Annotated in this window: 27 protein-coding genes; 14 read left to right on the top strand and 13 right to left on the bottom strand. The window is 63.7% G+C overall.

Annotation, left to right across the window (positions count from 1 at the left end; translation table 11 throughout):
- The coding region (locus tag Q7P63_05445) for a xylose isomerase (protein ID MDP0499529.1) at positions 1-1,007 on the top strand (1,007 nt) is incomplete at its 5' end.
- 81 nt (positions 1,008-1,088) lie between these two features.
- Positions 1,089-2,573, top strand: coding sequence for a xylulokinase (xylB, locus tag Q7P63_05440; GenBank protein MDP0499528.1), 1,485 nt, complete (start codon positions 1,089-1,091; stop codon positions 2,571-2,573).
- 169 nt (positions 2,574-2,742) lie between these two features.
- Here the strand turns inward: xylB and Q7P63_05435 are convergent, their stop codons facing one another.
- From Q7P63_05435 to Q7P63_05420, 4 genes are all read right to left on the bottom strand, one after another.
- Positions 2,743-3,324 (bottom strand): PEP-CTERM sorting domain-containing protein, encoded by a 582-nt coding sequence (locus tag Q7P63_05435; protein ID MDP0499527.1) that lies wholly within the window; start codon positions 3,322-3,324, stop codon positions 2,743-2,745.
- Between the two features lie 76 nt (positions 3,325-3,400).
- On the bottom strand, positions 3,401-4,258 hold the full coding sequence (locus Q7P63_05430) for an energy transducer TonB (protein ID MDP0499526.1): 858 nt from the start codon (positions 4,256-4,258) through the stop codon (positions 3,401-3,403).
- Positions 4,259-4,264: 6 nt separating this feature from the next.
- Positions 4,265-4,684 (bottom strand): biopolymer transporter ExbD, encoded by a 420-nt coding sequence (locus tag Q7P63_05425; GenBank protein MDP0499525.1) that lies wholly within the window; start codon positions 4,682-4,684, stop codon positions 4,265-4,267.
- 6 nt (positions 4,685-4,690) lie between these two features.
- On the bottom strand, positions 4,691-5,398 hold the full coding sequence (locus Q7P63_05420; GenBank protein MDP0499524.1) for a MotA/TolQ/ExbB proton channel family protein: 708 nt from the start codon (positions 5,396-5,398) through the stop codon (positions 4,691-4,693).
- Between the two features lie 176 nt (positions 5,399-5,574).
- Here Q7P63_05420 and Q7P63_05415 point away from each other — a divergent pair, with 176 nt between their 5' ends.
- Positions 5,575-6,687 carry a PfkB family carbohydrate kinase gene (locus Q7P63_05415; protein MDP0499523.1) on the top strand — a complete coding sequence of 371 codons (1,113 nt, stop codon included), beginning with the start codon at positions 5,575-5,577 and terminating at the stop codon, positions 6,685-6,687.
- Positions 6,688-6,820: 133 nt separating this feature from the next.
- Here Q7P63_05415 and Q7P63_05410 read toward each other — a convergent pair whose 3' ends face one another.
- The 8 genes from Q7P63_05410 to Q7P63_05375 all read right to left on the bottom strand — a co-directional run bounded on the left by Q7P63_05410 (position 6,821) and on the right by Q7P63_05375 (position 13,905).
- Positions 6,821-7,702 (bottom strand): ribokinase, encoded by an 882-nt coding sequence (locus tag Q7P63_05410; protein ID MDP0499522.1) that lies wholly within the window; start codon positions 7,700-7,702, stop codon positions 6,821-6,823.
- Between the two features lie 45 nt (positions 7,703-7,747).
- Positions 7,748-8,473, bottom strand: coding sequence for a 6-phosphogluconolactonase (pgl, locus tag Q7P63_05405; protein MDP0499521.1), 726 nt, complete (start codon positions 8,471-8,473; stop codon positions 7,748-7,750).
- A gap of 57 nt (positions 8,474-8,530) precedes the next feature.
- Positions 8,531-9,520 carry a glucose-6-phosphate dehydrogenase assembly protein OpcA gene (locus Q7P63_05400; GenBank protein ID MDP0499520.1) on the bottom strand — a complete coding sequence of 330 codons (990 nt, stop codon included), beginning with the start codon at positions 9,518-9,520 and terminating at the stop codon, positions 8,531-8,533.
- Positions 9,521-9,528: 8 nt separating this feature from the next.
- Positions 9,529-9,954: a hypothetical protein gene (locus Q7P63_05395; GenBank protein MDP0499519.1), complete on the bottom strand. Its 426-nt coding sequence runs from the start codon at positions 9,952-9,954 to the stop codon at positions 9,529-9,531.
- Between the two features lie 76 nt (positions 9,955-10,030).
- Complete coding sequence (gene zwf, locus Q7P63_05390; protein MDP0499518.1) at positions 10,031-11,581, bottom strand: glucose-6-phosphate dehydrogenase; 1,551 nt, start codon at positions 11,579-11,581, stop codon at positions 10,031-10,033.
- A 105-nt stretch (positions 11,582-11,686) separates the two neighbouring features.
- The gene (locus Q7P63_05385) at positions 11,687-12,091 is read right to left on the bottom strand and encodes a YraN family protein (GenBank protein MDP0499517.1); all 405 of its coding nucleotides are present in this window, start codon (positions 12,089-12,091) and stop codon (positions 11,687-11,689) included.
- 130 nt (positions 12,092-12,221) lie between these two features.
- Entirely contained in the window at positions 12,222-13,064 is an 843-nt protein-coding gene (locus Q7P63_05380) for a methyltransferase domain-containing protein (protein MDP0499516.1), read from the bottom strand.
- Between the two features lie 4 nt (positions 13,065-13,068).
- Complete coding sequence (locus tag Q7P63_05375) at positions 13,069-13,905, bottom strand: class I SAM-dependent methyltransferase (protein ID MDP0499515.1); 837 nt, start codon at positions 13,903-13,905, stop codon at positions 13,069-13,071.
- A gap of 868 nt (positions 13,906-14,773) precedes the next feature.
- Here Q7P63_05375 and Q7P63_05370 point away from each other — a divergent pair.
- From Q7P63_05370 to Q7P63_05320, 11 genes are read left to right on the top strand one after another with little or no spacing between them, the layout of a single operon-like run.
- A complete protein-coding gene (locus tag Q7P63_05370; GenBank protein ID MDP0499514.1) occupies positions 14,774-15,454 on the top strand; it encodes a phosphate propanoyltransferase in 681 nt (226 codons plus the stop codon).
- Positions 15,455-15,500: 46 nt separating this feature from the next.
- Positions 15,501-15,770 (top strand): BMC domain-containing protein, encoded by a 270-nt coding sequence (locus Q7P63_05365; GenBank protein ID MDP0499513.1) that lies wholly within the window; start codon positions 15,501-15,503, stop codon positions 15,768-15,770.
- 38 nt (positions 15,771-15,808) lie between these two features.
- Positions 15,809-16,087 (top strand): BMC domain-containing protein, encoded by a 279-nt coding sequence (locus tag Q7P63_05360; protein ID MDP0499512.1) that lies wholly within the window; start codon positions 15,809-15,811, stop codon positions 16,085-16,087.
- Between the two features lie 37 nt (positions 16,088-16,124).
- Positions 16,125-17,321: an acetate/propionate family kinase gene (locus tag Q7P63_05355; GenBank protein MDP0499511.1), complete on the top strand. Its 1,197-nt coding sequence runs from the start codon at positions 16,125-16,127 to the stop codon at positions 17,319-17,321.
- A gap of 43 nt (positions 17,322-17,364) precedes the next feature.
- On the top strand, positions 17,365-17,676 hold the full coding sequence (locus Q7P63_05350; GenBank protein MDP0499510.1) for a BMC domain-containing protein: 312 nt from the start codon (positions 17,365-17,367) through the stop codon (positions 17,674-17,676).
- Positions 17,677-17,682: 6 nt separating this feature from the next.
- A complete protein-coding gene (locus Q7P63_05345) occupies positions 17,683-18,003 on the top strand; it encodes a EutN/CcmL family microcompartment protein (protein MDP0499509.1) in 321 nt (106 codons plus the stop codon).
- A gap of 24 nt (positions 18,004-18,027) precedes the next feature.
- Positions 18,028-19,473, top strand: coding sequence for an aldehyde dehydrogenase EutE (locus Q7P63_05340; GenBank protein ID MDP0499508.1), 1,446 nt, complete (start codon positions 18,028-18,030; stop codon positions 19,471-19,473).
- A 5-nt stretch (positions 19,474-19,478) separates the two neighbouring features.
- Positions 19,479-19,742, top strand: coding sequence for a EutN/CcmL family microcompartment protein (locus Q7P63_05335; protein MDP0499507.1), 264 nt, complete (start codon positions 19,479-19,481; stop codon positions 19,740-19,742).
- 6 nt (positions 19,743-19,748) lie between these two features.
- Positions 19,749-20,057, top strand: a complete 309-nt coding sequence (locus tag Q7P63_05330; GenBank protein ID MDP0499506.1) for a EutN/CcmL family microcompartment protein — start codon at positions 19,749-19,751, stop codon at positions 20,055-20,057.
- Positions 20,057-21,169 carry a class II aldolase/adducin family protein gene (locus tag Q7P63_05325; protein ID MDP0499505.1) on the top strand — a complete coding sequence of 371 codons (1,113 nt, stop codon included), beginning with the start codon at positions 20,057-20,059 and terminating at the stop codon, positions 21,167-21,169. Before Q7P63_05330 ends, Q7P63_05325 begins: the two co-directional genes overlap by 1 nt.
- Positions 21,170-21,191: 22 nt before the next feature.
- Positions 21,192-22,115 carry a lactate/malate dehydrogenase family protein gene (locus Q7P63_05320; GenBank protein MDP0499504.1) on the top strand — a complete coding sequence of 308 codons (924 nt, stop codon included), beginning with the start codon at positions 21,192-21,194 and terminating at the stop codon, positions 22,113-22,115.
- Positions 22,116-22,538: 423 nt separating this feature from the next.
- Here the strand turns inward: Q7P63_05320 and Q7P63_05315 are convergent, their stop codons facing one another.
- Positions 22,539-23,048, bottom strand: a complete 510-nt coding sequence (locus Q7P63_05315) for a carboxymuconolactone decarboxylase family protein (protein MDP0499503.1) — start codon at positions 23,046-23,048, stop codon at positions 22,539-22,541.
- Positions 23,049-23,073 lie beyond the last annotated feature (25 nt).

The following is a 23,073-nucleotide window of genomic DNA, read 5'->3' as shown; positions in this document are numbered from 1 at the left end:
ACCGCGACATCGCCCCGGAACTGAACGACCTCGCCGCCTCGAATCAGGCGCTCGACACCGTCATCGAAAAGCTCAAGGCCAAGCAGGCCGAGACCGGCGTCAAACTGCTCTGGGGCACAGCCTGCCTGTTCGCGCACCCGCGCTACGCCCAGGGCGCGGCCACTTCGCCGGATGCCCGCGTGTACGCCTACGCCGCCGCCCAGGTAAAAAAAGCCCTGGAGTGCACGAAGACCCTCGACGGGCTCGGCTACACCTTCTGGGGCGGGCGCGAGGGCTACGCCACCCTCCTCAACACCGACATGAAGCGCGAGCTCGACCACCTCGCCGCCTTCCTGCACATGGCCATCGATCACGCGGACCAGATCGGCTTCGACGGGCCCTTCTACATCGAGCCCAAGCCCCGCGAGCCCTCCACCCACCAGTACGACTCCGACGCAGCGGCCTGCCTGAACTTCCTGCGCCAGTACGGCCTGACGGACCGTTTCAAGCTCAACATCGAGGCCAACCACGCCACCCTCGCCGGTCACACCATGGAGCATGAGCTGACCGTCGCCGCCGACGTCGGTATGCTCGGCAGCATCGACGCCAACCGCGGCGACCCGCTCATCGGCTGGGACACCGACCAGTTCCCCACCGACATCATGCAGACCACCCAGATCATGCTCGTGGTGCTCGGCATGGGCGGCTTCACCACCGGCGGGCTCAACTTCGACGCCAAGCGCCGCCGCGAGTCGTTTGAGCCGGTCGACCTCTTCCACGCCCACATTGGCGGCATGGACGCCTTTGCCCGCGGCCTCAAGATTGCAGCCGCCATCGTTGAAGACGGCCGGATCGAAGAGATCGTGAAGCACCGCTACCGCAGCTGGGACTCCGGCATCGGCGCGAAGATCGAGCGCGGCGAAGCGACGCTGGCCGACCTCGAAGCCTACGCGCTGAAAAACGGCGAGCCCAAGGTCGAAAGCGGTCGCCAGGAGTTGATCGAAAACCTGATCAACGAATACATCTAAGGAACCATCGCCGGGGCGCACCACCTGTCCGCCCCGGCATTTCGAGCGAACCTACTCAGTACGGACCTACCCCACTCCACCATGCCCTACCTCCTCGGTCTCGACGTTGGCACCAGCAGCACCAAAGCCGTGCTGATCGACGCCAGCGGCAACGTTGTCGCCACCTGCGCGCCCGCTTACCCGTTCCAGACGCCCAAGCCGCTCTGGGCCGAGACGGACCCGCAACTGTGGTGGGATGCTGCGATCAAGGCCATCCGGCAGATGGTGGACAAAGTGGGCGCGGACGAGATTGCCGGCATCGGCCTCACCGGGCAGATGCACGGCCTCGTCTTGCTCGACGCCCAAGGCAAGGTGTTGCGCCCCTGCATCATGTGGAACGACCAGCGCACGGCCCGCCAGTGCCAGGAGCTGACGGACAAGGTGGGCGCGGCGCAAGTGCTCGAGATCACAGGCAACCCCATCCTGCCCGGCTTCACCGCACCCAAAATAAGCTGGGTGGCGCAGCACGAGCCCGAGGTTTTTGCCAAGATCGCCAAGATCCTTCTGCCCAAGGATTACCTGCGCTACAAGCTGACCGGCGAATACTTCGGCGAAGTCAGCGACGCCTCCGGCACCAGCCTGCTCAACGTGGCCCAGCGCCGGTGGTCGAATTCAATGATCGAGGCCGTGGGCATCAAACGCGAGTGGCTGCCCGAGCTGACCGAATCGCCGGTTGCCTCGACCCGAATTTCCGCCGAAGCCGCCAAACTGACCGGCCTGAAACAGGGCACCCCCGTCATCGCAGGCGGTGGCGACCAAGCGGCCGGGGCAATTGGCTGCGGCATCATCCGCGAAGGCATTTTCTCCGCCACGCTCGGCACTTCCGGCGTGCTCTTTGCCCACAGCGACGCATACCGCGTGGAGCCCGAAGGCCGCCTGCACGCCTTTTGCCACGCCGTACCGGGGGCATGGCACCTGATGGGTGTGATGCTCTCCGCCGCCGGCAGCTATCAATGGTGGCACGACACGCTCGGCGGGACCGATTTCAACACCCTCAACGCTGGAGCCGAACAAGTACCCGCTGGCTCCGAGGGGCTCTTTTACCTGCCCTACCTCAGCGGCGAGCGCTGCCCCCACCCCAACCCGAACGCGCGCGGTGCCTTTGTGGGCCTCTCGTTGCGCCATGGCAAGGGCCACCTGACCCGGGCCGTGCTGGAAGGCGTGACCTATGGCATGACCGACATGCTGGCTCTCATGCGCCAGCTGGGCCTGAGCAGCGACCGCATCATCGCGGCGGGTGGCGGGGCCAACAGCCCGCTATGGCTGCAAATGCTGGCCGACCAGTATGCCACCCCGGTCGTGACCGTGAACGCCAAGGAAGGCGCAGCCTACGGTGCCGCCCTGCTCGCCAGCGTGGGCGCGGGGATCTTCCCGGATGTGCCGACCGCCGTGAATGCGGCGATCAAGGAAACCGGCCGCACCGATCCGGGCGCAGACGCGGAAGTCTATGCCCGCCTGCACCCGCTGTATCAGCAGCTTTACCCGAGCCTCAAAGGTCACTTCGACCGCATGGCCGAACTTTCATAGAGTAGTTACAGACGAAAAAATAGAAATTGGGGATAGAAAACCTAATGCCATTCCGAATTCCAAACGGAATGCAATCAGAGAGATACAAACATATAGGGGAGTAAGATAAAAGAAGGCGCCTTCGGGGATGAAGGCGCCTTTCTTTGTCCTGACAAAAAACATCGCTGCACTACGCGCGCCTACGGCGGGCACAGAAGACTCCGGCCAACACAACTGCACCGGCGATCGCCGCGTAGGTCGAGGGCTCGGGCACCGCAGGAGCGGGAACGGCACTGCTTGCCGACTGGAAGGTACCCCCACTGAGGTCATCCGTGAAGCCGCCCCAGACGAGTTCGAATTCACTAATCGCAGTGGGGTCGAACAGATTGGTGCCGGTGAACGTAGCCGTATAGCCTCCGGCACTGACGGCGTCGCCGACTTGCATCGTCGGGAAAATGAACATGATGGTATTCATGTGCAGAATCGAAGTTACCAGGAGATCGTCGCTGGTCCCGATTTGACCCGACGTAGTCGACACATCAAAATCCGGGATGCTCTGAAGCAGCCAGTTTTCCTGCTCAGCCGCTGCGGTGCGCAAAAACAGGTGGACTCCATTTGTGTTGGGCGCGTCGCCAGACAGGGTGCTTCCTTCCTGCAAGGTAATGGTCAACGTGTCAGCCGTAAACACGTCGATGCTGAAGGCGATGCTGGCGGAAACGCTGGATCCCAAAGCGATCAGAGCGGCGCACGAGAGATAGGGTGTAAGATTCACTCCTAACTGACTAAACGGCTCCTACCGCTGCACAATCAAAAACGGAGCGATAGCCAAAATCGCAGCAAAATTCCCACTACTCCGCCGTAAATGTGAGCTGCCAGGTGTGCGATTGGCCGTCGGGGGGCGGGCCGGGCGAACGGGCGCGGCGGAAGGCGTCGAGCACCGCACCGTCGAAGGCCGAGTTACCGCTGCTGCGCGAGATGCGCACGCCGGTGAATTGCCCGCCAGAGGTAACGGTGAAAGTGGCCTGGGCTTCGAGCCCGCTGGTGCCGACGGCCTGGAAGGCGGCCTGCAGGCGCTCGCGCACCACCTGAGCGTAGGACTTTACGGCCGCCTGAGTCGCACCGCTGGTCGAGGCGGGCATGTTGATATTGATGCTGCCGACCGAGCTGTTGAGGCGCTGCGCGATGTTCCCTGTTTGCAGACGGGGAGCGCTGACGGGCTTAGGCTGCGGCGCCGGGCGGCTCGGCTGCTCCTTGATCGGATTCGTGCGGCGAAACTGGTCGAAGCTCACCTTCTGGGGCTCCGGCTTCGGCTCGGGTTTCGGAGCCGGTTTCGTCTCGACCGGCTTGGGCTTGGGCTCCGGCTTCGGAGCGGGCGTCGGCTCGGGTTCAGGTTCCGGTTCCGGCTCGGGCGCGGGCAGTGGCGGCAGTTCTACCGGCTGGACCTGCGGCAAATCGGCAAGCTGCATGCGCTCGAGCGGCACAAAGTCGTCCTGCGGCGCAGGCTCTGCCTGGGCGGGAGCGGGGGCCTGCGTCGCCTGCTGGCTTTCCATCGCCATCAGATCGGCCTCGTCGATCAACTCAAACTCCAGTTCCTCCGCCGGTGCGCGCCAGCCAGAAACGAAACTGGCCACCAACAGCAGCACTACCCCGACCACGTGAAGGGTGCCGGAGATCGTGAGGGCGCGTTTTTCGTCGGGCGAAGACATGGAAAGTTAGCGACCGGGAGTCGTAGTGAGGCTGATCTTGTTCAGGCCGTGGCCTTTCACCTTGCCGAGCACGTCGATGATCTTCTGATACGGCAGGCTTTCGTCGGCCTTGATCTGAATCACCGGCGGCTCGTCTTCGAGGGCCAAGAGCGAGAGCACCTCCTGCAGGCGTTCTTCGTCCACGGCTTCCTGCCCCCAAAAGATCTGGCCGCCCGCGTCGATGCTGATGACCTCCAGCTGCACCTGGCTGCGGGGCGGGCTTTGACGGGGCGTGTCCTTGGGCAGGTTGATGTCGATCGACTGCTCCAGCAGGGGGGCGGTGATCATGAAGATGATGAGGAGCGAGAACGCGAGGTCGATCAACGGCGTCACATTCAGCTCCGACATCGCGCTGAGGCGCTCTTTGCGGGTAAAGGTGCGGGCCATGGGCGTCTAATCGTTGCTCGCGCGGCGAAGGGTCGACACGCTTTCGCCGGCTTCGCCGAGGTCGGCGGCTTCCAGCTCGATGCGGTCGGCGAGATTGCTGGCGTAGGTTTCGAGATCGAGGATCGCCCGCTTCACCTGCATGAGCAGGTAGTTGTAGCCAAACACGGCGGGGATGGCCACGAGCAGGCCGGCCACGGTCGTGAGCAGCGCGCCGGAGACGCCGGGGGCGAGCGAGGAAATGCTGGCCGCAGAATCGGCGTTGGAGATCGAGCCAAAGGCGTCCATCACGCCCCACACCGTGCCGAGCAGGCCCAGAAAGGGCGCGCCGGAGACGACGGTGCTGAGCATGACCATCTTTTCCTCATACCGGCTGCTGCCGCGCGAAACTTCGCGGCTGAGCGCATTTTCCATATGCTCGATCGCATGGCGCTCGTTGGGCGCACGGTGGAAGGCTTGCAGGCCCGAGCGCGTGACATCGGCAAAGGGGCCCTTCGCGCCGTCGAGGTTGGGGTCGATCCGCAAGAGCGTGCGGCTCTGCTCCAGGCGCTTGACGAAGGCGCGGTTGGCGATGCGGATGCGCTTGAGGTCCATATACTTCCCCACCATAAGCTGCCAGGCGTACAGGCTGCACGCCAGCAGCACGACGACGATCAGCTGACCGGCGAAATTGGAATCGAGGAAATAGGCGACAATGTTGGCCAGCGGTGGAATCATGTTCGATAATAGGCTGTGAGACATCCCACTCATGCGAGGTTACTACGATAGACCCCGGATAATCCCTTCCAATTCAAAAAAATTGGACATTGGGCATTTTGCTGGACTTCATACCGTGCGGCTTCAACAAAAGTAGCACTATTTACACTCATCCCCTTACTACTACCGCAAACCCCATGGAATACAAAGCTCGGACTCTTGAGGAATTATCCGCAAAAACCAGCCGTGCGGCTGAGAAACATGCCCTACTCGGCTTCGACGGCTTCGTCGACAAGATCATGAAAGTGGTCAACAGCCGCCAAGGGCAAGGCCGGGCGTTCGAGGCGATGAGCGAGATCACGCAGTTCGGCAACCGCATCAACGCGGCTGCGGGCGAGAGCGCCAACATCGAGCTCTACCCCGAGATGGAAAAGCTGGGCGGCAATGGCCCCATCATGGGCAACGCCGTGCGTGCCGCTGGCATCGACACGACCTACGTGGGTGCCCTCGGCCAACCGATCGACCCTGTTTTTGCCGACTTTGCGCAAAAGTGCAAGGTGGTGAGCATTTGCAACCCCGGCATCACCCACGCGCTGGAGTTTGACGACGGCAAGATCATGCTGGGCGTCACCGCCCCGCTAGACGACGTGACGTACGACCGCATCGTCGATTCCATCGGCGAAGGCGTGTTCTTCGACATGATCAGCCGCGCCGACCTGATCGGGCTCGTCAACTGGACGATGATCCCGAACATGACCACCCTCTTCAACGACCTGTTGACGAAGGTGTTGCCTAACCTCGGGCCCAAGGAAAACGGACGCTGTTTCTTCTTCGATCTCGCCGACCCGGCCAAGCGCTCCCAAAGCGACCTGCTGGCCGTGCTCAAGACCATCGCGCGCTTCTGCAGCTTTGGCAGCGTGACGCTGGGCCTTAACCTCGCCGAAGCGCGCCAGGTGAGCCGTGTGCTGAACCTGACCGAAGACAGCAGCAGCCCGGAAGAGATTCGCCTGATGGCCGAACGCATCCGCGAGGCGCTCGACCTTACCTGCGTCGTCGTCCACCCGCGCCACGGGGCGGCCGCTTCGACCAAGGAGGGCTCGTGGTGGGTCCAAGGCCCCCTCTGCGCCAAGCCGCTGATCAGCACCGGCGCAGGCGACCACTTCAACGCGGGCTTTGCCACCGCCCAGGTCATCGGCCTGAGCACGCCCGCCTGCCTCACCGTCGCCGTCGCCACCAGCGGCCAATACGTGCGCACCGCCAAAAGCCCTTCGCTCTACGACACCGCACGCTTCATCGAAAGCTGGTCATAGGCACGCAACAGGGATTTTACTGCCGCGCCGGATGGGTCACCTCCGGCGCTTTTCTTTTTTAAAGGAGGAGCTGAGAGACACCCGACGCCGGACCGGTGCTCTCACCAAGATCACAAAGCCACAAAGGAATATTCTACAACTCCGCGAGATGCGGGATGGAGGGGGCGGCACCTTTGCGCTGCACACTCCAGGCCGCTGCGCGGGTGGCGAGTTGGAGGGCAGTGGGCAGAGGATCCTGACGGGCGAGGGAAGCGACGAGGTAACCGATGAAGGTATCGCCCGCAGCCGTGGTGTCGACTACCCGCGCAACCGGCGCGGCGGGAAAGCGATAGCGCCCTTGCGGCCCGGCCGTGACGACGCCTTGGCCGCCCAGGGTCACGACCACCTGCAGATGCGGCGCGCGCTGGCAGAGCGCGGCAAGCGCCTGCCCGGGGCCGCCGGCGGTGTCGCTGAGGGCTTCGGCCTCGCCTTCGTTCACGACGAGGTAATCGAGCCAGCGAAGGTCGACGCTCTCGCAATCGGGCGTGATCGGGGCCGGGTTCCAGACGACGACCGCTCCTCTCTCGCGGGCCTCGCGCAGCGCCTGCGCAGTGAGGTTGGTCTCGTTTTGGGTGAGCACAAAGCTGCCGGTGCTCAAGCGCGCCAGCTCAGCATCGAGCCACGCAGATGAGAGCGCCTGATTGGCCCCGCCATAGAGCAGAATTGCGTTTTGGCCGGAGGGCTCGATCTGGATGATGGCGTGGCCGCTCGGGCTCTCCAGTTCGTGCACGGCGGAGATGTCGGCCCCGGCTTCGGCCAGCAAGTCGCGCAAAAAGAGGCCGTCGGGCCCGATCGCACCGAGGTGGCGGACCGCAGCCCCCGCCCGTGCCAGCGCGATGGACTGGTTGAGGCCTTTGCCGCCGGCGTGCCGCTCCAGTTCGGTAGAGGCCAGCGTCTCGCCCGCGCGGACAAAGTGCGGCATCGCGTAGACGTAGTCCACGTTGAGGGAGCCGACATTGAGAATGGTGGCAGGCATAAGGGCGCAAAAAAGCCCCGAGGCAGGTCGGGGCTTGGAAAGAGGCTACTGGATCAGCGCGGCCGCATCCGGATCCATCAGCCAGGTGACCCGGGAGGCGAATTGCTCCAGGATCTGGATGGGATAGGTGCCTACGGCTTCGTTGAAGACGGCTTTAACGCGCTCGGCCTTGTTGGCCCCGGTGACGATGACCGTGATCGCCCCGCAGGCGTCGAGGCCCGCTTCGGTAATGGTGAGGCGCCAGCCCTTGCCGGGGACTTCGACACAGGCAAAGAAGTCCATCACCCCCGCACCAAGCAGGGGGCTCTTGGGGAAGAGCGAAGCCGTGTGGCCGTCGTCCCCCATGCCGAGCACGCAGAGGTCGTAGCAGCGCTGGGCGCCGAAGCGCTCGTTGAACTTGCGGTTGTAGACGAGCGCGGCCGAGTGCGGGTCGACTTCCACCGGCCAGGGGAACTTGCGGTTTTGCGGGATTTCGAGCGGCTGGAGCAGCATGCGGTCGGCGTTGCCGAAGTTGCTCTCGTCGTCGTTGAGCGGCACCATACGCTCATCGCTTGTAGTCCAGAAGGCCTTCTCCTGCGCGACCTTGGGCAGGGCGCCGTTGGCCACCAACCACTGGTAGTGCTTCTTGGGCGTGGAGCCGCCGGTGAGGGCGATCACGCAACGGTCTTCCGCCTGTTCGGCCACGCGTCCCATCTGGTCGGCCAGGCGTTGAAAAAGGGCGTTCTGCTCGTCGATGATCAACGAACCCAAAGCTGTATCGCGCTCGGTCATGCGGTCAAGGTGTGTGAATCTGCCGTTACGGCAAGTGGAAAACTGGTCGCGCCGCCCCTAGAAAAAGAGGGCTTCGCTCAGCTCGCCGGACGTTTCGAGCAGCTCCAGGTGGAAGGCCTGGGCGATCTTGCCGCTGCCGAAGTTGCAGTCGACGTGGCCGGTGCGGGAGTCGAGGTCGAGGTTCCACTTCAGGTAGCGGTGGCGGTCGCTGTAGTTCCAGACGGCTTCGATGTCCGGCCCTTGTGCGTCGCCCATCATCTCGACAGGGATCTCCACCTTGCGCTCGATGCCCTGGCGGGCGAAAGCTTCGGTGAGGCAGGCTCCCATCCAGCTGGCGAGGCCTTCGGCGGCACCCCGGCGGGCAGCATCGGTGCGAACGATGCCGCCTTCGAAATTCGACGTGAGGGCCTCCAGCGGGAAGCCGCTGAGGAACTGGCCGAAGTTCTGGCGCATGGGCAGCGAGCGGGCAAAGGCGAGGTCGCGCAGGCGGCGCGCGTCGGGCCAGGCCACGCCCCGGTAGGCATCGCCCTCCACCTGCCGGTCGAAAAAGATGCGGGTGCTGCGCTTGAGGAAGCCCATGTAAGGCCCTTTGACGAGGCGGTCGACCGGCACGCGGTGCAGCCAGTGGTAGACCGGCAGATCGCTTTCGATCCAGAGCGACACCTGGTTTTCGAGCGAGGCATCGTGCGTGTAGCGCTGGCTGACGATGATGGCCTCGCAGCAGCACATGTCGCGCAGGTTGGGCCCCAGGTAGCACTGGCTGAAGAGCTTGGCGCGCATCTCCTCCCCCTCTTCGGTATCGGGGCAGAGCACGATGACGCGGCAGGGGTAGCGCTGGGCAAAGTGGATCGCGGCTTCGAAACAGCGCGAGCCCTCCTCCTCGGTCGTATCGGGGCCGAAGTGGAGCACGAGGTTGAGCTGCATGGCGTGGGGCTCGCCGCCGCCGTCGGGCGAGGTCGATTCCGCGTCCCACATGTGGCGCAGCGTCCGGTTCACGTCACTGATCGGGAGGGGGATCCCGGGTAAGCTGTCAATCAGTTGCGGCATGGCAAAGGCTATTGGTTCATCAGGAGCAGCGGCAGCAGGCGCATGAGCTCCTCGGTGGGGATCTGGTCGAGCGAGGTGGGGGTCGGGCGTTTGCAAAAGAGCTTCCAGCCGGTCTTGGTGGGCACCACCTGAAAGCATTCCCAGCCCTCGGCCCCGGCTTCATTCAACCGGGCGGGAAGCTGGGCTTCGTCCTTTTGGGAAACGTCGACCACCTGGTATTCCCAGTCGCCCTGTTTTTCGATCTCTTCCTCCAGCCAGGCGCGAGCCTGGTCGAGGTTCTGGCGCTGCTCGGTGTAGACTTCGTCGACCGAGCGCTGAAGTTTCTGCCGATAGGCCTCGATTCTGGCCCGCTGGGCGTCCGTCCAGGGCGCGACCGGGGCCGGCTCTGCGTCCTGAGCGTGCGCAAGTGGAGCCAGGAGGCAAACCGCAGCCATGAGGGCACCAGCCGCCCGGAGGCGCCTGGGTGACTGTGGGCTGCGGTCGGTGTTCATCGGCATACGGGGGCGTGGATCACACGCCGGGGCGACGCCACTGGTGGTGGTGACGCCAGAGCAGGCGCTCGGCTTCGAGGGGGCCCCAGGAGCCGGCGGTGTATTCGCGCAGGCCGTTGCTCCCGCAGTCGCGCCAGTGCTCAAGCACGGGGGTGAAGAGCTCCCAACTGGCCTCCGTCTCGTCACCGCGGATGAAGAGCGTGCTGTCGCCCACCATGGCGTCGAGGATGAGGCGCTCGTAGGCCTCCGGCGTGTTGGAGCCGAAGGTGGTGGAGTAGCGGAAGTGCATCTTCACCGGCTGGGTGCGGGTTTCGAGGCCAGGGATCTTGGAATTCGTCAGCAGCGTCATGCCTTCGTCGGGCTGCACCTGGATGACGAGGGTGTTTTGCGCGAGGTCGAAATTGCGGTTGCCGCTGAAGAGGATGCCCGGCGGTTGCTTGAACTGGATGGCGATCTCACTCACGCGGCGCGCGAGGCGCTTGCCGCTGCGCATGTAGAAGGGCACGCCTTGCCAGCGCCAGTTGTTGATCTTGAGGCGGATGCCCGCGTAGGTCTCCGTGCTGGAGTTTTGCGGGATGTTGGCCTCCTCCATGTAGCCGGGCACGGGCTTGCCGCTCATGAGGCCGGCGGTGTAGCGCGCGCGCACGGCGTCCGGGTCTTCATGGTCGTCGAGGTCGAGCGGCTGGATGGCCTTGAGCACCTTCACCTTCTCGTCGCGGATGGCCTCCGGGGCGAGGGACACCGGCGGCTCCATCGCAATGAGCGCGAGGAGCTGCATGGTGTGGTTCTGGATCATGTCTCGCAGCGCGCCGCTTTCGTCGTAGTAGCCGCCGCGCGAGCCGACACCGACCGACTCCGCCACCGTGATCTGCACGCAGTCGACGTACTGGCGGTTCCAGATGGGCTCGAAAATGGCGTTGGCAAAGCGCGCGACCAGCAGGTTCTGGACGGTCTCCTTACCGAGGTAGTGATCGATCCGGTAGACTTGGCGCTCTTCGAAATTGCGACGGATCACGCGGTTCAGCTCGCGGGCCGAATCGAGGTCTCGGCCGAAGGGCTTTTCGATGATCACCTTTGCGGCCAGTTGACCTTGCGCACGGTGCTTGGCCAAACCGCTGGCACCGAGGTTTTCGATAATGTTTTCGAAAACGGTGGGCGGCGTGGAGATGTAAAACACGAGCTGCATCTCGCGGCCCGCCTGCTTCTCGATCTCGCCGATCTTGCGGGCGAGGGCGTGGAAAGCTTCGGGGTCGTCGTAGCCGCCGGCGTGGTAGGAGAAGTGCTTCTCGATGCTGCTCCAGACTTCGTTGTCGAGCGTGCGTCGGGAAAACTCCCCGATGGCCTCGCGCGACTGGGCCTGAAATTCCTCGTCGGGAATCGGTTTTCGGCCGTAGCCGATCAGGTAAAAGTCGGAGGGCAGGAGGTTGTCCAGCGCCAGGTTATAGATCGCAGGGACCAGCTTGCGCGAGGTGAGGTCGCCCGACGCCCCGAAAATAACGAGGATGGTCGGTTGAGCGCCGCGATGCTTGCTAAGACCTTGGAGAAACGGGTGTCGCAGTTGTTCTGCCATGAGCGATGCTTTCCAAGATGTGGCGCTTCGGCCTCTTGGCAAGAGGCAACACATGAAACACTTAAGAGGTAGCCATGAATGCGCTTCATCCAACGTTTCGCTTAGCTACAGCGAAACTCCGCTGTAGTGGGCCCAGCGGAGCCGCGCCTGCGCGTCGTGCATCACCTCGACGACGTCGCAGCGCCACGTTTGCGGCGGGCGGGGCACACGACGCAGGTAATCCTCCATCCCCTGGCGCAAAGCCCGGCGTTTGTCGCGCGTGAGGCTTTCGAAGCCCGGCACGAAGGCGTCTGCCGGGCGCGTGCGCACCTCCACGAACACCAGTACGTCGGCATCGCGCATCACGAGGTCGATCTCGTGATGCCCACGCTGCCAGTTGCGGCAAATAACGTGAAAGCCCTTCGTCTGCAGGAAAATTGCCGCCAGGCGCTCCCCTGCCCTGCCCCGCGCCGCCGTATCGTAGCCCTGCCAGCGGCGGGCATACCACGCGCGGTGGGCGGCAAGAGACATCCGGTGGACAAAGCGCATCGGCTCCAGCAAACGCGGCGGCAGCGGAAAGACGAGCCTGCCGTGCCCCGTGCACACAAAAAAGCCCGACCAGCGTAACCGGTCGGGCGAAAATCAATGCCTGTTCAGGCACCTACGCCGCAGGCTTGCGGAAGTGGAGGATGCCCCACGAGAGCGCACCTTCACGACCGGCGCGGATCCAGTGGTTGAGGCCCACCTTCATGCGGTCGATATAGTCGTCGCTCACCGCGCCCTTCAACTCGGCCTCGCGGCGCTCCAGCTCTTGCAACACGCGAGTGTAGTGCATGACGAGCTTGTCGGTCGCATCTTCGACTTCCACGACTTCCCAACCCAGCTCCTTGGCAAAACCTTTGTAGGTCTCGATCGAGCCCATGCTGCTGAGGTGGATGCGGGCGAGCACGGGCTCCAGCAGCTTGGCATCGACACCGTGCTTTTGCATCGGATCGGTAAAGATGAATTCGCCGCCGGGCTTGAGCACGCGGTCGACCTCCTGGAAGACGAGCTTGCGATCGCCGCTGTGCAGGATGGCGTCTTGCGACCACACCACATCGTAGGAGGCATCGTCGAAGGGCAGATCTTCAAAGCTGCCGTCGACCACGTTGACGCGGTCTTCGAGGCCTTGCTCGCGGTTCATCTGGCGGTCGCGCTGGTTCTGCACGGTGCTGAGATTGAGCGCGGTGCAGTGGTATCCCTTCTGTTTGGCCAAGAAGCGGCAGGAGCCGCCGTAGCCGGCCCCGATGTCGAGCACGCGGGTGCCCGTGGGGTGCTTGAGCTTGTTGGCCATGCGCTCGACGGTGCGGCGGCTGGCGGGCGAGATGGCTTCGTTGGCGCTGTTGTACCAGCCCACGTGGATGTCTTCGCCACCCCAGATCTGGTAGTAAAAGTTGTCGGCGTCGCCGCTGTCGTAGTAGTGGCGGGCCTTGGCTTCGACTTCTTGTGCGAGGGTATTACTCATGGTCTTACGCTTCGGGGTCGATTTCGTCTTTCGGATAGGCCTTCTCCGCCACGTGGATGTAGAAGTCGGGCTCTTCCTGGCGGTAGGTTTCCTGGAAGTCGGCATAGGTCTCGACCTTCTGGAAGCCCACTTCCTTCATCAGGCGCACGGAGTAATCGCGGCGCAGCGGGAACATGTTGAGGTGGTACTTCGAGCCGTCGGGGAACTTGTAGCAGAAGCGCGCGAGGCCTTCGTCGACGTGCTCGGGCTCAGCCGAGATATTGTCGCCGCAGTAGTAGAAGGTGTGCTTCGACTTGAAGCCCGAGTCCACGATCATGTCGTAATTGCGCTGGTCGAGGATGAGGATGCCGTCGTGGCGCAGGGCGGCGTAGAATTCGGCCAGAGCCTTGCGGCGGTCGCGCTCCGAAAACAGGTGCGTAAACGAGTTGCCGAGGCAGATGATGGCGTCGAATTTGCCGTGCACATCGCGGTTGAGCCAGCGCCAGTCGGCATTGACGGTGCGCAGGATGTGGCCGTGCTTGCGACCATTGGCAAAGGCCCGGGCGAGCATCTCCGGGGAGCCATCGGCACTGACGACGTCGAATCCTTCGTTGAGCAGGCGCACCGAGTGGAAGCCGGTGCCGGTGGCGACATCGAGCACCTTGCGGGCGCCGCGCTTCTTCAGCAGGTCGATAAAAAAGCTTCCTTCGCTTTTCGCGCGGCCCTGCCAGTCGATCAGGTCGTCCCATTTGTCGACAAAGCCGCCGACGTATTCGTCCACGTATTTGTCGGTATTGCGCACCGCGAGCGGGTCGGCGCCGTAATTCTGTTGAGTTCGAGGTTCAGAGCTAAGTTGATTCATGTGGGTCAAGCAGCTATTTTGCATAACGTAAGGGCACCGAGACACGAAGCCCGGCGCTGCGTTTGCCCCAGAGGGGACAAAAATTGGAGATGACCGCCGCAACGTGCGACCGGTCGCCTCCGCTCGTTTCACCCGCCTACCCTTCACCGGCAGAGCCCGCCTCTGGGCGGAAACTGCTTTCCTATCGCGCTTCGCTCCAGGCGAAGGCCGCAGATAGTCTGGTTTGGATAAAATAATCGGATCGAGCGGAGTTGTGGGACCGTGTTCCCTGCCGTGGCCCAGGTGACAGATGCGTGTCCAGGAGTTCCATAAGTCGGGGCCTATCCTATTAGGGCACATCCTTCGCTACGGCAGTGCAACCCTAATATGTGAATTTCAGGCAACGATCGCGCCTTAAATTCACGATTTTGAATCACCTTACCGTTATCTCAATAATCTACGGCAAGCGCGTCGCCAGCATTCACTTGCATAAGGAAATCTAAAGCTGCGCCAAATTCAAGCGTTAGACCAAGTCTAGAATGCGACCTTTCTAAGGTTGCCAAGGTCAAAAACCAATTAACCACAGATTTATCCAAATATATGACAATATTTTCGCGACAAAACGAACCATTTCCCCTCCAAGAAAGCCCACAGAAACCACGCCTTCAAAACTAATAGGAGCGACAATTTCCGCTAATTAATAGCATTCGCAGGCTATTCCAAAAAGCATTCCTTATCCCAGCTAATCAGCGGTCGGAAGAAGTTTTATAGCCCACAAATCCCAATATTTCCCAACTTTTCCCATCAAAGAGGGCTTGATTTCGTCGGGCCAAAAAGAAATAACAGAGGGGCTGACCGCGACGACTCCCCCACCCGTGTCGAACCGAAGATGACCCCCTCGACGAAAACCCTTCCTCCCCGCGCCGCCATCGAACACCTGGTGCGCCGGGCCGTGTATCAGCGTTTGTCGCTGAACCTCCCCATGGTGGCCCAAGGGCCCAACCCGCTGCTTGTTAACGTGTCGGCCCGCCACTGCCACCTGACTCAGGAGGCGGTGGAGATTCTATTCGGGCCTGGTTATCAACTGAAGCCGCAGAAGTGGCTCTACCAGGAGGGGCAATACGCCGCCGCCGAATCGGTGACGTTGATCGGCCCCCGCAGCCGCGTGATCTCCAACCTGCGTATCCTCGGCCCCTGCCGCACCCTCAACCAGGTGGAGCTGGCCTTTACCGATGCCCGCGCGCTGGGCTTCGACATCCCCGTGCGCCTCTCCGGCGACATCGCGGGCACGCCCGGCTGCATGCTGATGGGCCCGCGCGGCTTCTTCGAAATGAAGGAGGGCGTGATTCGCGCCGGCATCCACGTCCACATGTCGCCCGAAGACGCCGCCTTTTACGGGGTGAAGCACAAGGACGTGATGAAGCTGAAGGTGCACGGCCCCTGCGCCACGACGTTCGACCAGATGCTGGTGCGCGTCGACCCGAGTTTCAAGCTGGAGGTGCACCTCGACACCGACGAGGGCAACGCCTGCGGCCTCGGCCCCGATACTCTTTGCGAACTGATCCCCTAACCGCCGACTTCCCGGCCCCTTTACCACCTCTTAAGCAGCAAATTCTATGAACGAATCTATCGGATTGATCGAAACCCTCGGCTTCGTGGGCAGCGTCGAAGCCGCCGATGCCATGGCCAAGGCCGCTGGCGTCAACGTAGCTCAGAAAGTCGAGATCGGCGGCGGATACATCACCGTAGTCGTGACCGGCGACGTGGGCAGCGTGAAGGCCGCCGTTGATGCTGGCCAGGCCGCCGCTCAACGCGTGGGCGAATTCGTCGCCGCGCACGTCATTGCCCGCCCGCACGCCGAGTTGCTCAAGCAACTGGGCTTCTAGTCCGCCCGCCAACGCGAATCTTTTACTGTTTTACCGCTATGAACAAAGCGCTCGGAATGATCGAAACCAAGGGTTTCGTCACCATGTTTGAAGCCTGCGACGCCGCCCTAAAGGCCGCCGACGTAACCATGCTGGGCTGGGAAAAGGCCGGCAGCGGTCTCGTCGCCGCCTTCTTCTCCGGCGACGTGGCCAGCGTCAAGGCCGGGGTCGATGCCGCCGCCGAAGCCGCCTCCCGCGTCGGGACAGTCGTGGCCGTGCAGGTGATCGCCCGCCCCCATGAAGACCTGGGCAAGCTCGGGTCGTTCGTCCGCAACTAAGCCGTTTCTCCGCGCCGATACCGCACCCCGCCGCGCCATGAAGATCCTCGTCGCCAACCTGGGCTCGACCTCCTACAAGTACACCCTCTTCAACGCCACCGCCACCGGCCTCGACGCCGTGGCCAAGGGCAAATACGAGCGGGTGGAAGACCATGGGCTGGTCATCGAGCACAGCCTGCAAGCCCTGATCGACGAGGGGCACCTCGCCAGCCTCGACGAGCTGGCGGCGGTGGGTTTCAAGACCGTCATGGGCGGCGATGTGACGGGTTGCCGCCTGGCCGACGATACGGTGCTGGAAGCGCTGGAGCGCACGGCACCGCTCGCCCCGGCCCACAACCCGCCCTACGCGGCCGGCATCCGCCAGTTTGCCCGCCTCGCACCGAAGGCCACCCACGTGGTGCTCTTCGAGACGGCCTTTTACCAATGGGTCGCCCCCGTGGCCAAGCGCTACGCGGTGCCCCAGGCCTGGTACGAAGCCGGCGTGCGGCGCTACGGCTTCCACGGCGCTTCCCACAAGTTCATCGCCGAGCGTTCGGCCGAGCTGCTGGGCCGCGCCGACATCGTCGAGCGCGTGCAAAGCCTCTACGCCGGGAAGCCGGAAGAGCTGCCGGCCTTCGAGGGCCAGCCGCTACGCGTCATCTCGTGTCACCTCGGCGGCAGCAGCTCCGTTACTGCCATCCGCAACGGTACCGCGATCGGCACGAGCATGGGCTTCAGCCCGCAAAGCGGCCTGCCGCAAAACAACCGCGTGGGCGACCTCGACGCCATGGCGATCCCGTTTGCCCTGCGGCAACTCGGCTTGAGCCTCGACGAAGTCGACCGCCAGTTGACCAAGCAAAGCGGCCTGCTCGGCGTCTCTGGCCTCAGCAACGATATCCGGGACTTGAAGGACGCGGCGGCCCAGGGCCATGCCGACGCCCAGACCGCGCTCGATTTGCTCAACCACGAGATCCGCCGCTGGGCCAGCTCGTTCCTCTTCGACCTCAACGGACTCGACGCCATCGCCTTCACCGGCGGCATCGGCGAGTTCAACCCCGACGTGCGGGCCGCCGTCTGCCGCAGCCTCGAATTCCTCGGCCTCGAGCTCGATGCCGCCGCCAACGAGGCCTGCCTGGGCGCCGAAGCCGTCATTTCCACCGCCGCCTCCAAAGTCAAGGTGCTCGTGATCCCGGCCAACGAAGAAGCCGTCATCGCCACCGAGACCCAGCGCTTCCTCCAGCGCCGGAAGCACTAATTTCCCCGTTACTTTAGACTAACCATCTCCCAATTCCACGCACATGAAAGAAGCCATCGGACTCCTTGAAACCAAGGGCCTCGTCGCCCTGATCAGCGGCACCGACGCCATGCTGAAGGCCGCCAACGTGACCCTGACCGGGCCGCTCAAGAACGTGGGCAGCGCACTCGTCACCGCCTCCGTCACGGGCAATGTCGCCGCCGTCAAGGCCGCGATCGACGCCGGGGCCGAGGCCGCCAGCCGCGTCGGCGAAGTCGTCAGCGCGCACGTCATCGCCCGCCCGGAAGGCCAGGTCGCCAAGCTCCTCCCGGCGGAAGCACCCGCCCCCGCCGCCGCGTCCACCGCGAAGAAATAAGCGGCCATGTTTCTGGCACGCGTCATCGGCAAGGTCGTCTCGACCAAAAAGGACGAGAGCATGACGGGGCACCGCCTCCTCCTGCTGCGCCCGATGCTGGTCGACGACCAACAGCCCAGCCGCTTCCGCGCCGGCAGCAACACCGTCGTGGCAGTCGATCCCATCGGCGCGGCCCATAACGAGATGGTCCTCTTTGTGCAGGGCAGCAGTGCCCGCCAGGTCGCCAACCTCAAGCCCCTGCCGATCGACGCCGCCGTCATCGGCATTGTCGACAGCGTGAACGTGCTCGGTGAGGCGCTCTACGAGAGCTCCACCGACGCGCAATAATCCCCCGTATATCCCCGACCTTTCATGGACGCAGCCACCATCCAGAACATCGTCAAGCAAGTGCTGGCGGAGATGGGCGCCAACGCCAGTGCACCCGCCGCCAACGGCGCACCCTTTGTCCTCAGCAAGCCGAGCAGCCGCCCGGGCGTATTCCCCGACGCGGCCTCCGCGATCGAAGCCGCCAACGCGGCCCAGCAAAAGCTGCGCAAGCTCGGCATTGCCGGCCGCAAGGAAGCCATCCGCATCATCAAGACGATGTGCGCGGAGAATGCGACCGAGTGGGGCAAGATCGAGTTTGCCGAGACCAAGGTAGGCCGCCTCGACCACAAGATCGAGAAGCTGCACGGCATCGCCAACCTGCCCGGCACCGAATGGCTCTCGCCCCTCGGGATGAGCGGCGACCACGGCATTTCGCTGGAAGAACAGGCGCCCTTCGGCACCGTCGCCGCGATCTCGCCCGTCACCCACTCGATCCCCACCATTTCGTCCAACGCGGTCAGCATGATCGCGGCCGGCAACAGCCTCGTCGTCAACGCCCACCCCAATGGCGCCAAGTGCGCGGCCATGGCGGTTGCGGCCTTCAATGAAGCGCTGGACGCCAAGCTGGGCCTGCGCAACCTGGTGACGATCATCGAAGAGCCCTCGCTGGAATCCTTTGACGCCCTCATCAAGTCGCCCGGCATCGACCTGATCTGCGTGACCGGCGGCCCCGCCGTGGTGAAAGCGGCCATGGCCAGCGGCAAGCGTGCGATCTGCGCCGGCCCGGGCAACCCGCCCGTGCTCGTCGATGCCACCGCCGACCTCGACAAGGCCGCCCGCGACATCATCCTCGGCGCCGCCTACGACAACAACTTGCTCTGCATCGGCGAAAAGCAGGTCTTCGTGGTCGATGCCGTCTTCGACGCCTTCCTCCGCGCGATGGAAAAGGCCGGGGCGATGCGCCTCAACGACGCCCAGCTCCAGCGCCTGACCGAAGCCGCCTTTACCTACAAGCCCGACGGCGGCGGTTGCTCGCACCCGGTGCTCAACCGCAAGCTGGTGGGTGCCGACGCCACTGTGCTCGCCCAGGAAGCCGGCACGAGCGCCCCCAAGGGCACCGAGTTGCTCTTTGCGGTGACGAATGCCGACCACCCCTTTGTGCAGGAAGAGCAGATGATGCCGATGCTGCCCATCGTGCGCGTGCGCGACGTGGCCGAAGGCATTGAACGCTGCCGCCAGAGCGAGCACAATTATCGCCACTCCGCCATCTGCCACTCCCGCGACATCGGGGTGCTGACGGAGATGGGCCGCGCGATGAACTGCACACTCTTTGTGAAGAACGGACCCTCGTTTGCCGGCCTCGGCATGGGCGGCGAAGGCTACCTCAACTTCACCATCGCCACCACCACCGGCGAAGGGATCGTCACCCCCGCCACCTTCACGCGCAAACGCCGCTGCGTGATGGTCGACAACCTCAACATCGTCGGATAACCGCCATGCTGCTTGCCCGCGTCGTAGGCCACGCCACCAGCACGATCAAGCACCCCACCATGCAAGGGGTGCGCCTGCTGCTGTGCGAGACCATCTCCGAGACGGGCGAGGCGCAAGGCGGGTTCTTCCTGGCGGCCGACTGGATCGGTGCGGGCCACGGCGCCTGCGTCTACGTCAGCACCGATGGCTCGGCCGCCGAAGCCTACCACCACAAGCCCGATTCCCCGATCCGCAACACGATCATGGGGATCGCCGAATCCTTTGCCTGAGCTGCGATGAAAATCTGCCGCGTAATCGGAGAAGTCGTCCTGAGCCACTCCTTGTTCCCGGCCCAAAGCCGGGGCCGGCTCTGCCTCGCTTCTCCCCTGGGCAAGGAAGAGCTGCTCCACCCGGAGCAAATCAAGATTTCCAACCAGGCCACGCTGGTCACCTACGACCACCTGGGGGCCCAAAAGGGCGACCTGATCGGCGTCGTGGAAGGCGGGGAGGCCATGCGCCCCTTCGACCACCCGATGCCCATCGACGCCTACTGCGCCTGCATCCTGGACACCCTTCGTTACGAACCAACGGACACCCTTCAATAATGGCCAAAGTATACACCGCAAACGAGGTGCAGGCCTTGCTCGACGCGGGCAAGGGCGAAGCCGACATCCCGGCGGGCGCCATCATCACGCCAGCCGGCCGCGACGTGCTGCGCAGCGGCGGCATCCAGGCCACCCGCTCGACCGCACCGACGGCCAAAGTCGCCAAGGCAGCCGAGCCCGCCACCCCGCCGATCCCCACCGTGCCGGATTACGAATACCGCTGGGCCCCGGGCAGCGATGCCAAGGCACCCGCCGACATCCAGGCCTTCTTCAACTCCGAGCCCATGATGGTGCTCAAGCGCCGGATGGTCGACATCGGCCGCCGCATGTGGGAGCGCGACTACACCGACGGTAACGGCGGCAACCTCACGATCCGCGTGGGTGACAACCTCGTGCTCTGCACCCCCACCCTCATTTCCAAGGGCTTCATGACGGTCGAGGACATCTGCCTCGTCGACATGGATGGCAACCAACTCGCCGGCAAGCGCAAGCGCACCAGCGAGTGCATGACGCACCTCGGCATCATGAAGCGCCAGCCCAAGGCCAAGGCCTGCTGCCACGCCCACCCCCCGCACGCGACCGCCTTTGCCGTCGCCAAGGTGCGTCCGCCGTCCTGCCTCATCCCCGAGGCGGAAGTCTTCCTCGGCCAGATCGGCATGGCTCCCTACCAGACCCCGGGCACGCCCGCGAATGCCGACGTCGTCGGCACTGCCGCAGTGGAAAATATGGCGGTCTTGATGGAGAACCACGGCGTCATCACCTGGGGCAAGGACATCGAAGACGCCTACTGGAAGATGGAAAATACCGACGCCTATTGCCGCACGATCTGGGTCGCCTCCCAGCTCGGCAAGGAGCTGACGCCCATCACCGGCCAGCAGGCGAAGGAGCTGATCGCGCTCCGCCAGTCCCTCGGTATGGAAGACAAGCGGGCCGACTGGAAGGAATGCGAGCTGTGCGACAACTCCGAGTTCCGCCCCGGCTTTGCCTCCGTCCCGCTCGGCAACGCCTGCGCCATCCCAGCGCCAGCCCAACCCGCCAAGTACGACGGCCAGGCCGAGTCGGTCGTGAAAATGATCACCGACCAGATCCTGGCCCAGCTCGGCGGCCGCTAACCCTTAAACCCAGCATCTTCCGATGAAAGTTTCCATTATCGGCGGCGGTGGCCGCGTGGGTTCCAATGCCGCCTTTGCCCTCCAATGCGGGGGCCTCGTTTCGGAAATCCAGATCATGGATGTGAACCAGGATCTGGCCGAAGGCGAGGCGCTCGACCTGATGCACGGTGCGTCCTGCCTCGGCGGGCAACGCATCTATGCGGGCGACTATGAGCGCGCCAAGGACAGCGACATCTTCGTCATCACCGCCGGCCTGCGCCGCAAGCCCGACGAGAGCCGCCTCGACCTGATCAACCGCAACGTCAGCCTGTTCCGCAACATCCTGCAGGACATCCAGCGCGGCGGTTACAAGCCCTGTGCGCACTTCTTCATCGTATCCAACCCGGTCGACATCCTGACGCAGCTCGCCGCGCAGACGCTCAACGTGCCGACCCCACAAGTCTACGGGCTGGGCACAATGCTCGACACCGCGCGCTTCCGCTCCCTCATCGCTGCCGAGCTGAAATATTCGGCCTCGCAGGTGAAGGCGTTGATCCTCGGCGAGCATGGCGACACGATGGTCCCCGTCTGGTCGTCGGCCACCATTGCAGGCCTCCCGATGGCAGGCATGGATGTCGTGACGCCCGCCTTCCAGAACACGATTTTCCAACGCACCAAGACCAGCGGCGCGGAAGTCATCCGCCGCAAGGGCGGTGCCGGTTGGGCCGTGGGTGCGACGATCGCCGAAACCGTCCACGCCGTGGCGCTCGACAAGCAGGACCTCCTGCCCGTGTCCTCCGTCCAGAATGGCTGCTACGGCCTGCGCGACGTGTCGATCAGCGTGCCAACGATCCTCGGCCGCAAAGGCGTGCTGGAGCACCGCCAGGTAAAGCTGTGGCCGAAGGAAGAGCAAGGCCTCGTCGCCTCCGCCCAGGCGCTCAAGACCATCCTCAAGCAGGTCGGTTAGAGCACATTTTGCTATAGATCATGAGGTAGCTAGGTTCATCATCGTTTAGACATCAAAGGCCCCGCCCGAATCATCTTCAGGCGGGGCCTTCTGGTCTACAGATCCAATGTGACTTGGCTGGAATAACGGCCCGCACTCTTTATTCATCCGAACGTTTACATGCGCTATGGTGGCACCCGTTTTGGGGTGCAAGCTCCGGTACGGTGTAATCCGGTGGTGTCGGACGCACAGCGTCCTCAACCACCGGCTACGAGATGGCATCCCTCCGGGATGCTGGATCATCCAGCAAGCCAGAGGCTTGCCAGCTCTTAGCGCGGGGTTAAGGCCCGCAGTAGCGGACCGACACCCCGGGCTTTCCAAGCTAAAGAATGCACCCCTGAGAGGGTGCCACCACCGAGGTTTCAAACGGCTATTAATGAGAATCTACTTTGCCGCCGGGAGCGGCAGGTCGATGCCCTCTGCGGCGAAGACTTCCTTCAGCGCCTGGGTGGCGTTCATCGCGGCGGGGAAGCCGGAGGTGACGGTGAGCAGGTGCGTGACCTCCAGCAGCTCTTCCGGCGTCGCGCCGTGGCCGAGCGCATAGGTGGCATGGAGCTTGAATTGCGGCCACGCCCCTTCGGCGGCCAAGGCGGAAAGCGCCACCAGCTGCCGCGTCTTCGGATCGAGCACCTCCCGCCCCCACACGTCACCCAAAGCATACTCGATCGTGGCGTGCGCCATCTCCGGGAACTCCCGTTCGAGCTGCCGAACGTGGGCTGGCAATTCGTCGCTCTGGCTGAGCGCGAGCAGGGCCTGCTCCCCCGCCAGTCGTCTCGGCGTCTCGGCTTTGGCTGCGGGCAAGACGAAGAGGAGCGCGGCGATCAGGGCGAAGATCGCCAGCAGCTCGCGACCGGAGAAAGCGCGCCCCAGCGGGCATTCATGGCAAGGGTCCATCTTGAATATCCTCCATTGGTTCGGG

It is taken from the genome of Verrucomicrobiota bacterium JB022 (assembly GCA_030673845.1).
Lineage (GTDB): Bacteria > Verrucomicrobiota > Verrucomicrobiia > Opitutales > Oceanipulchritudinaceae > WOUP01.
This window is presented reverse-complemented; position numbering and strand designations above follow the sequence as displayed.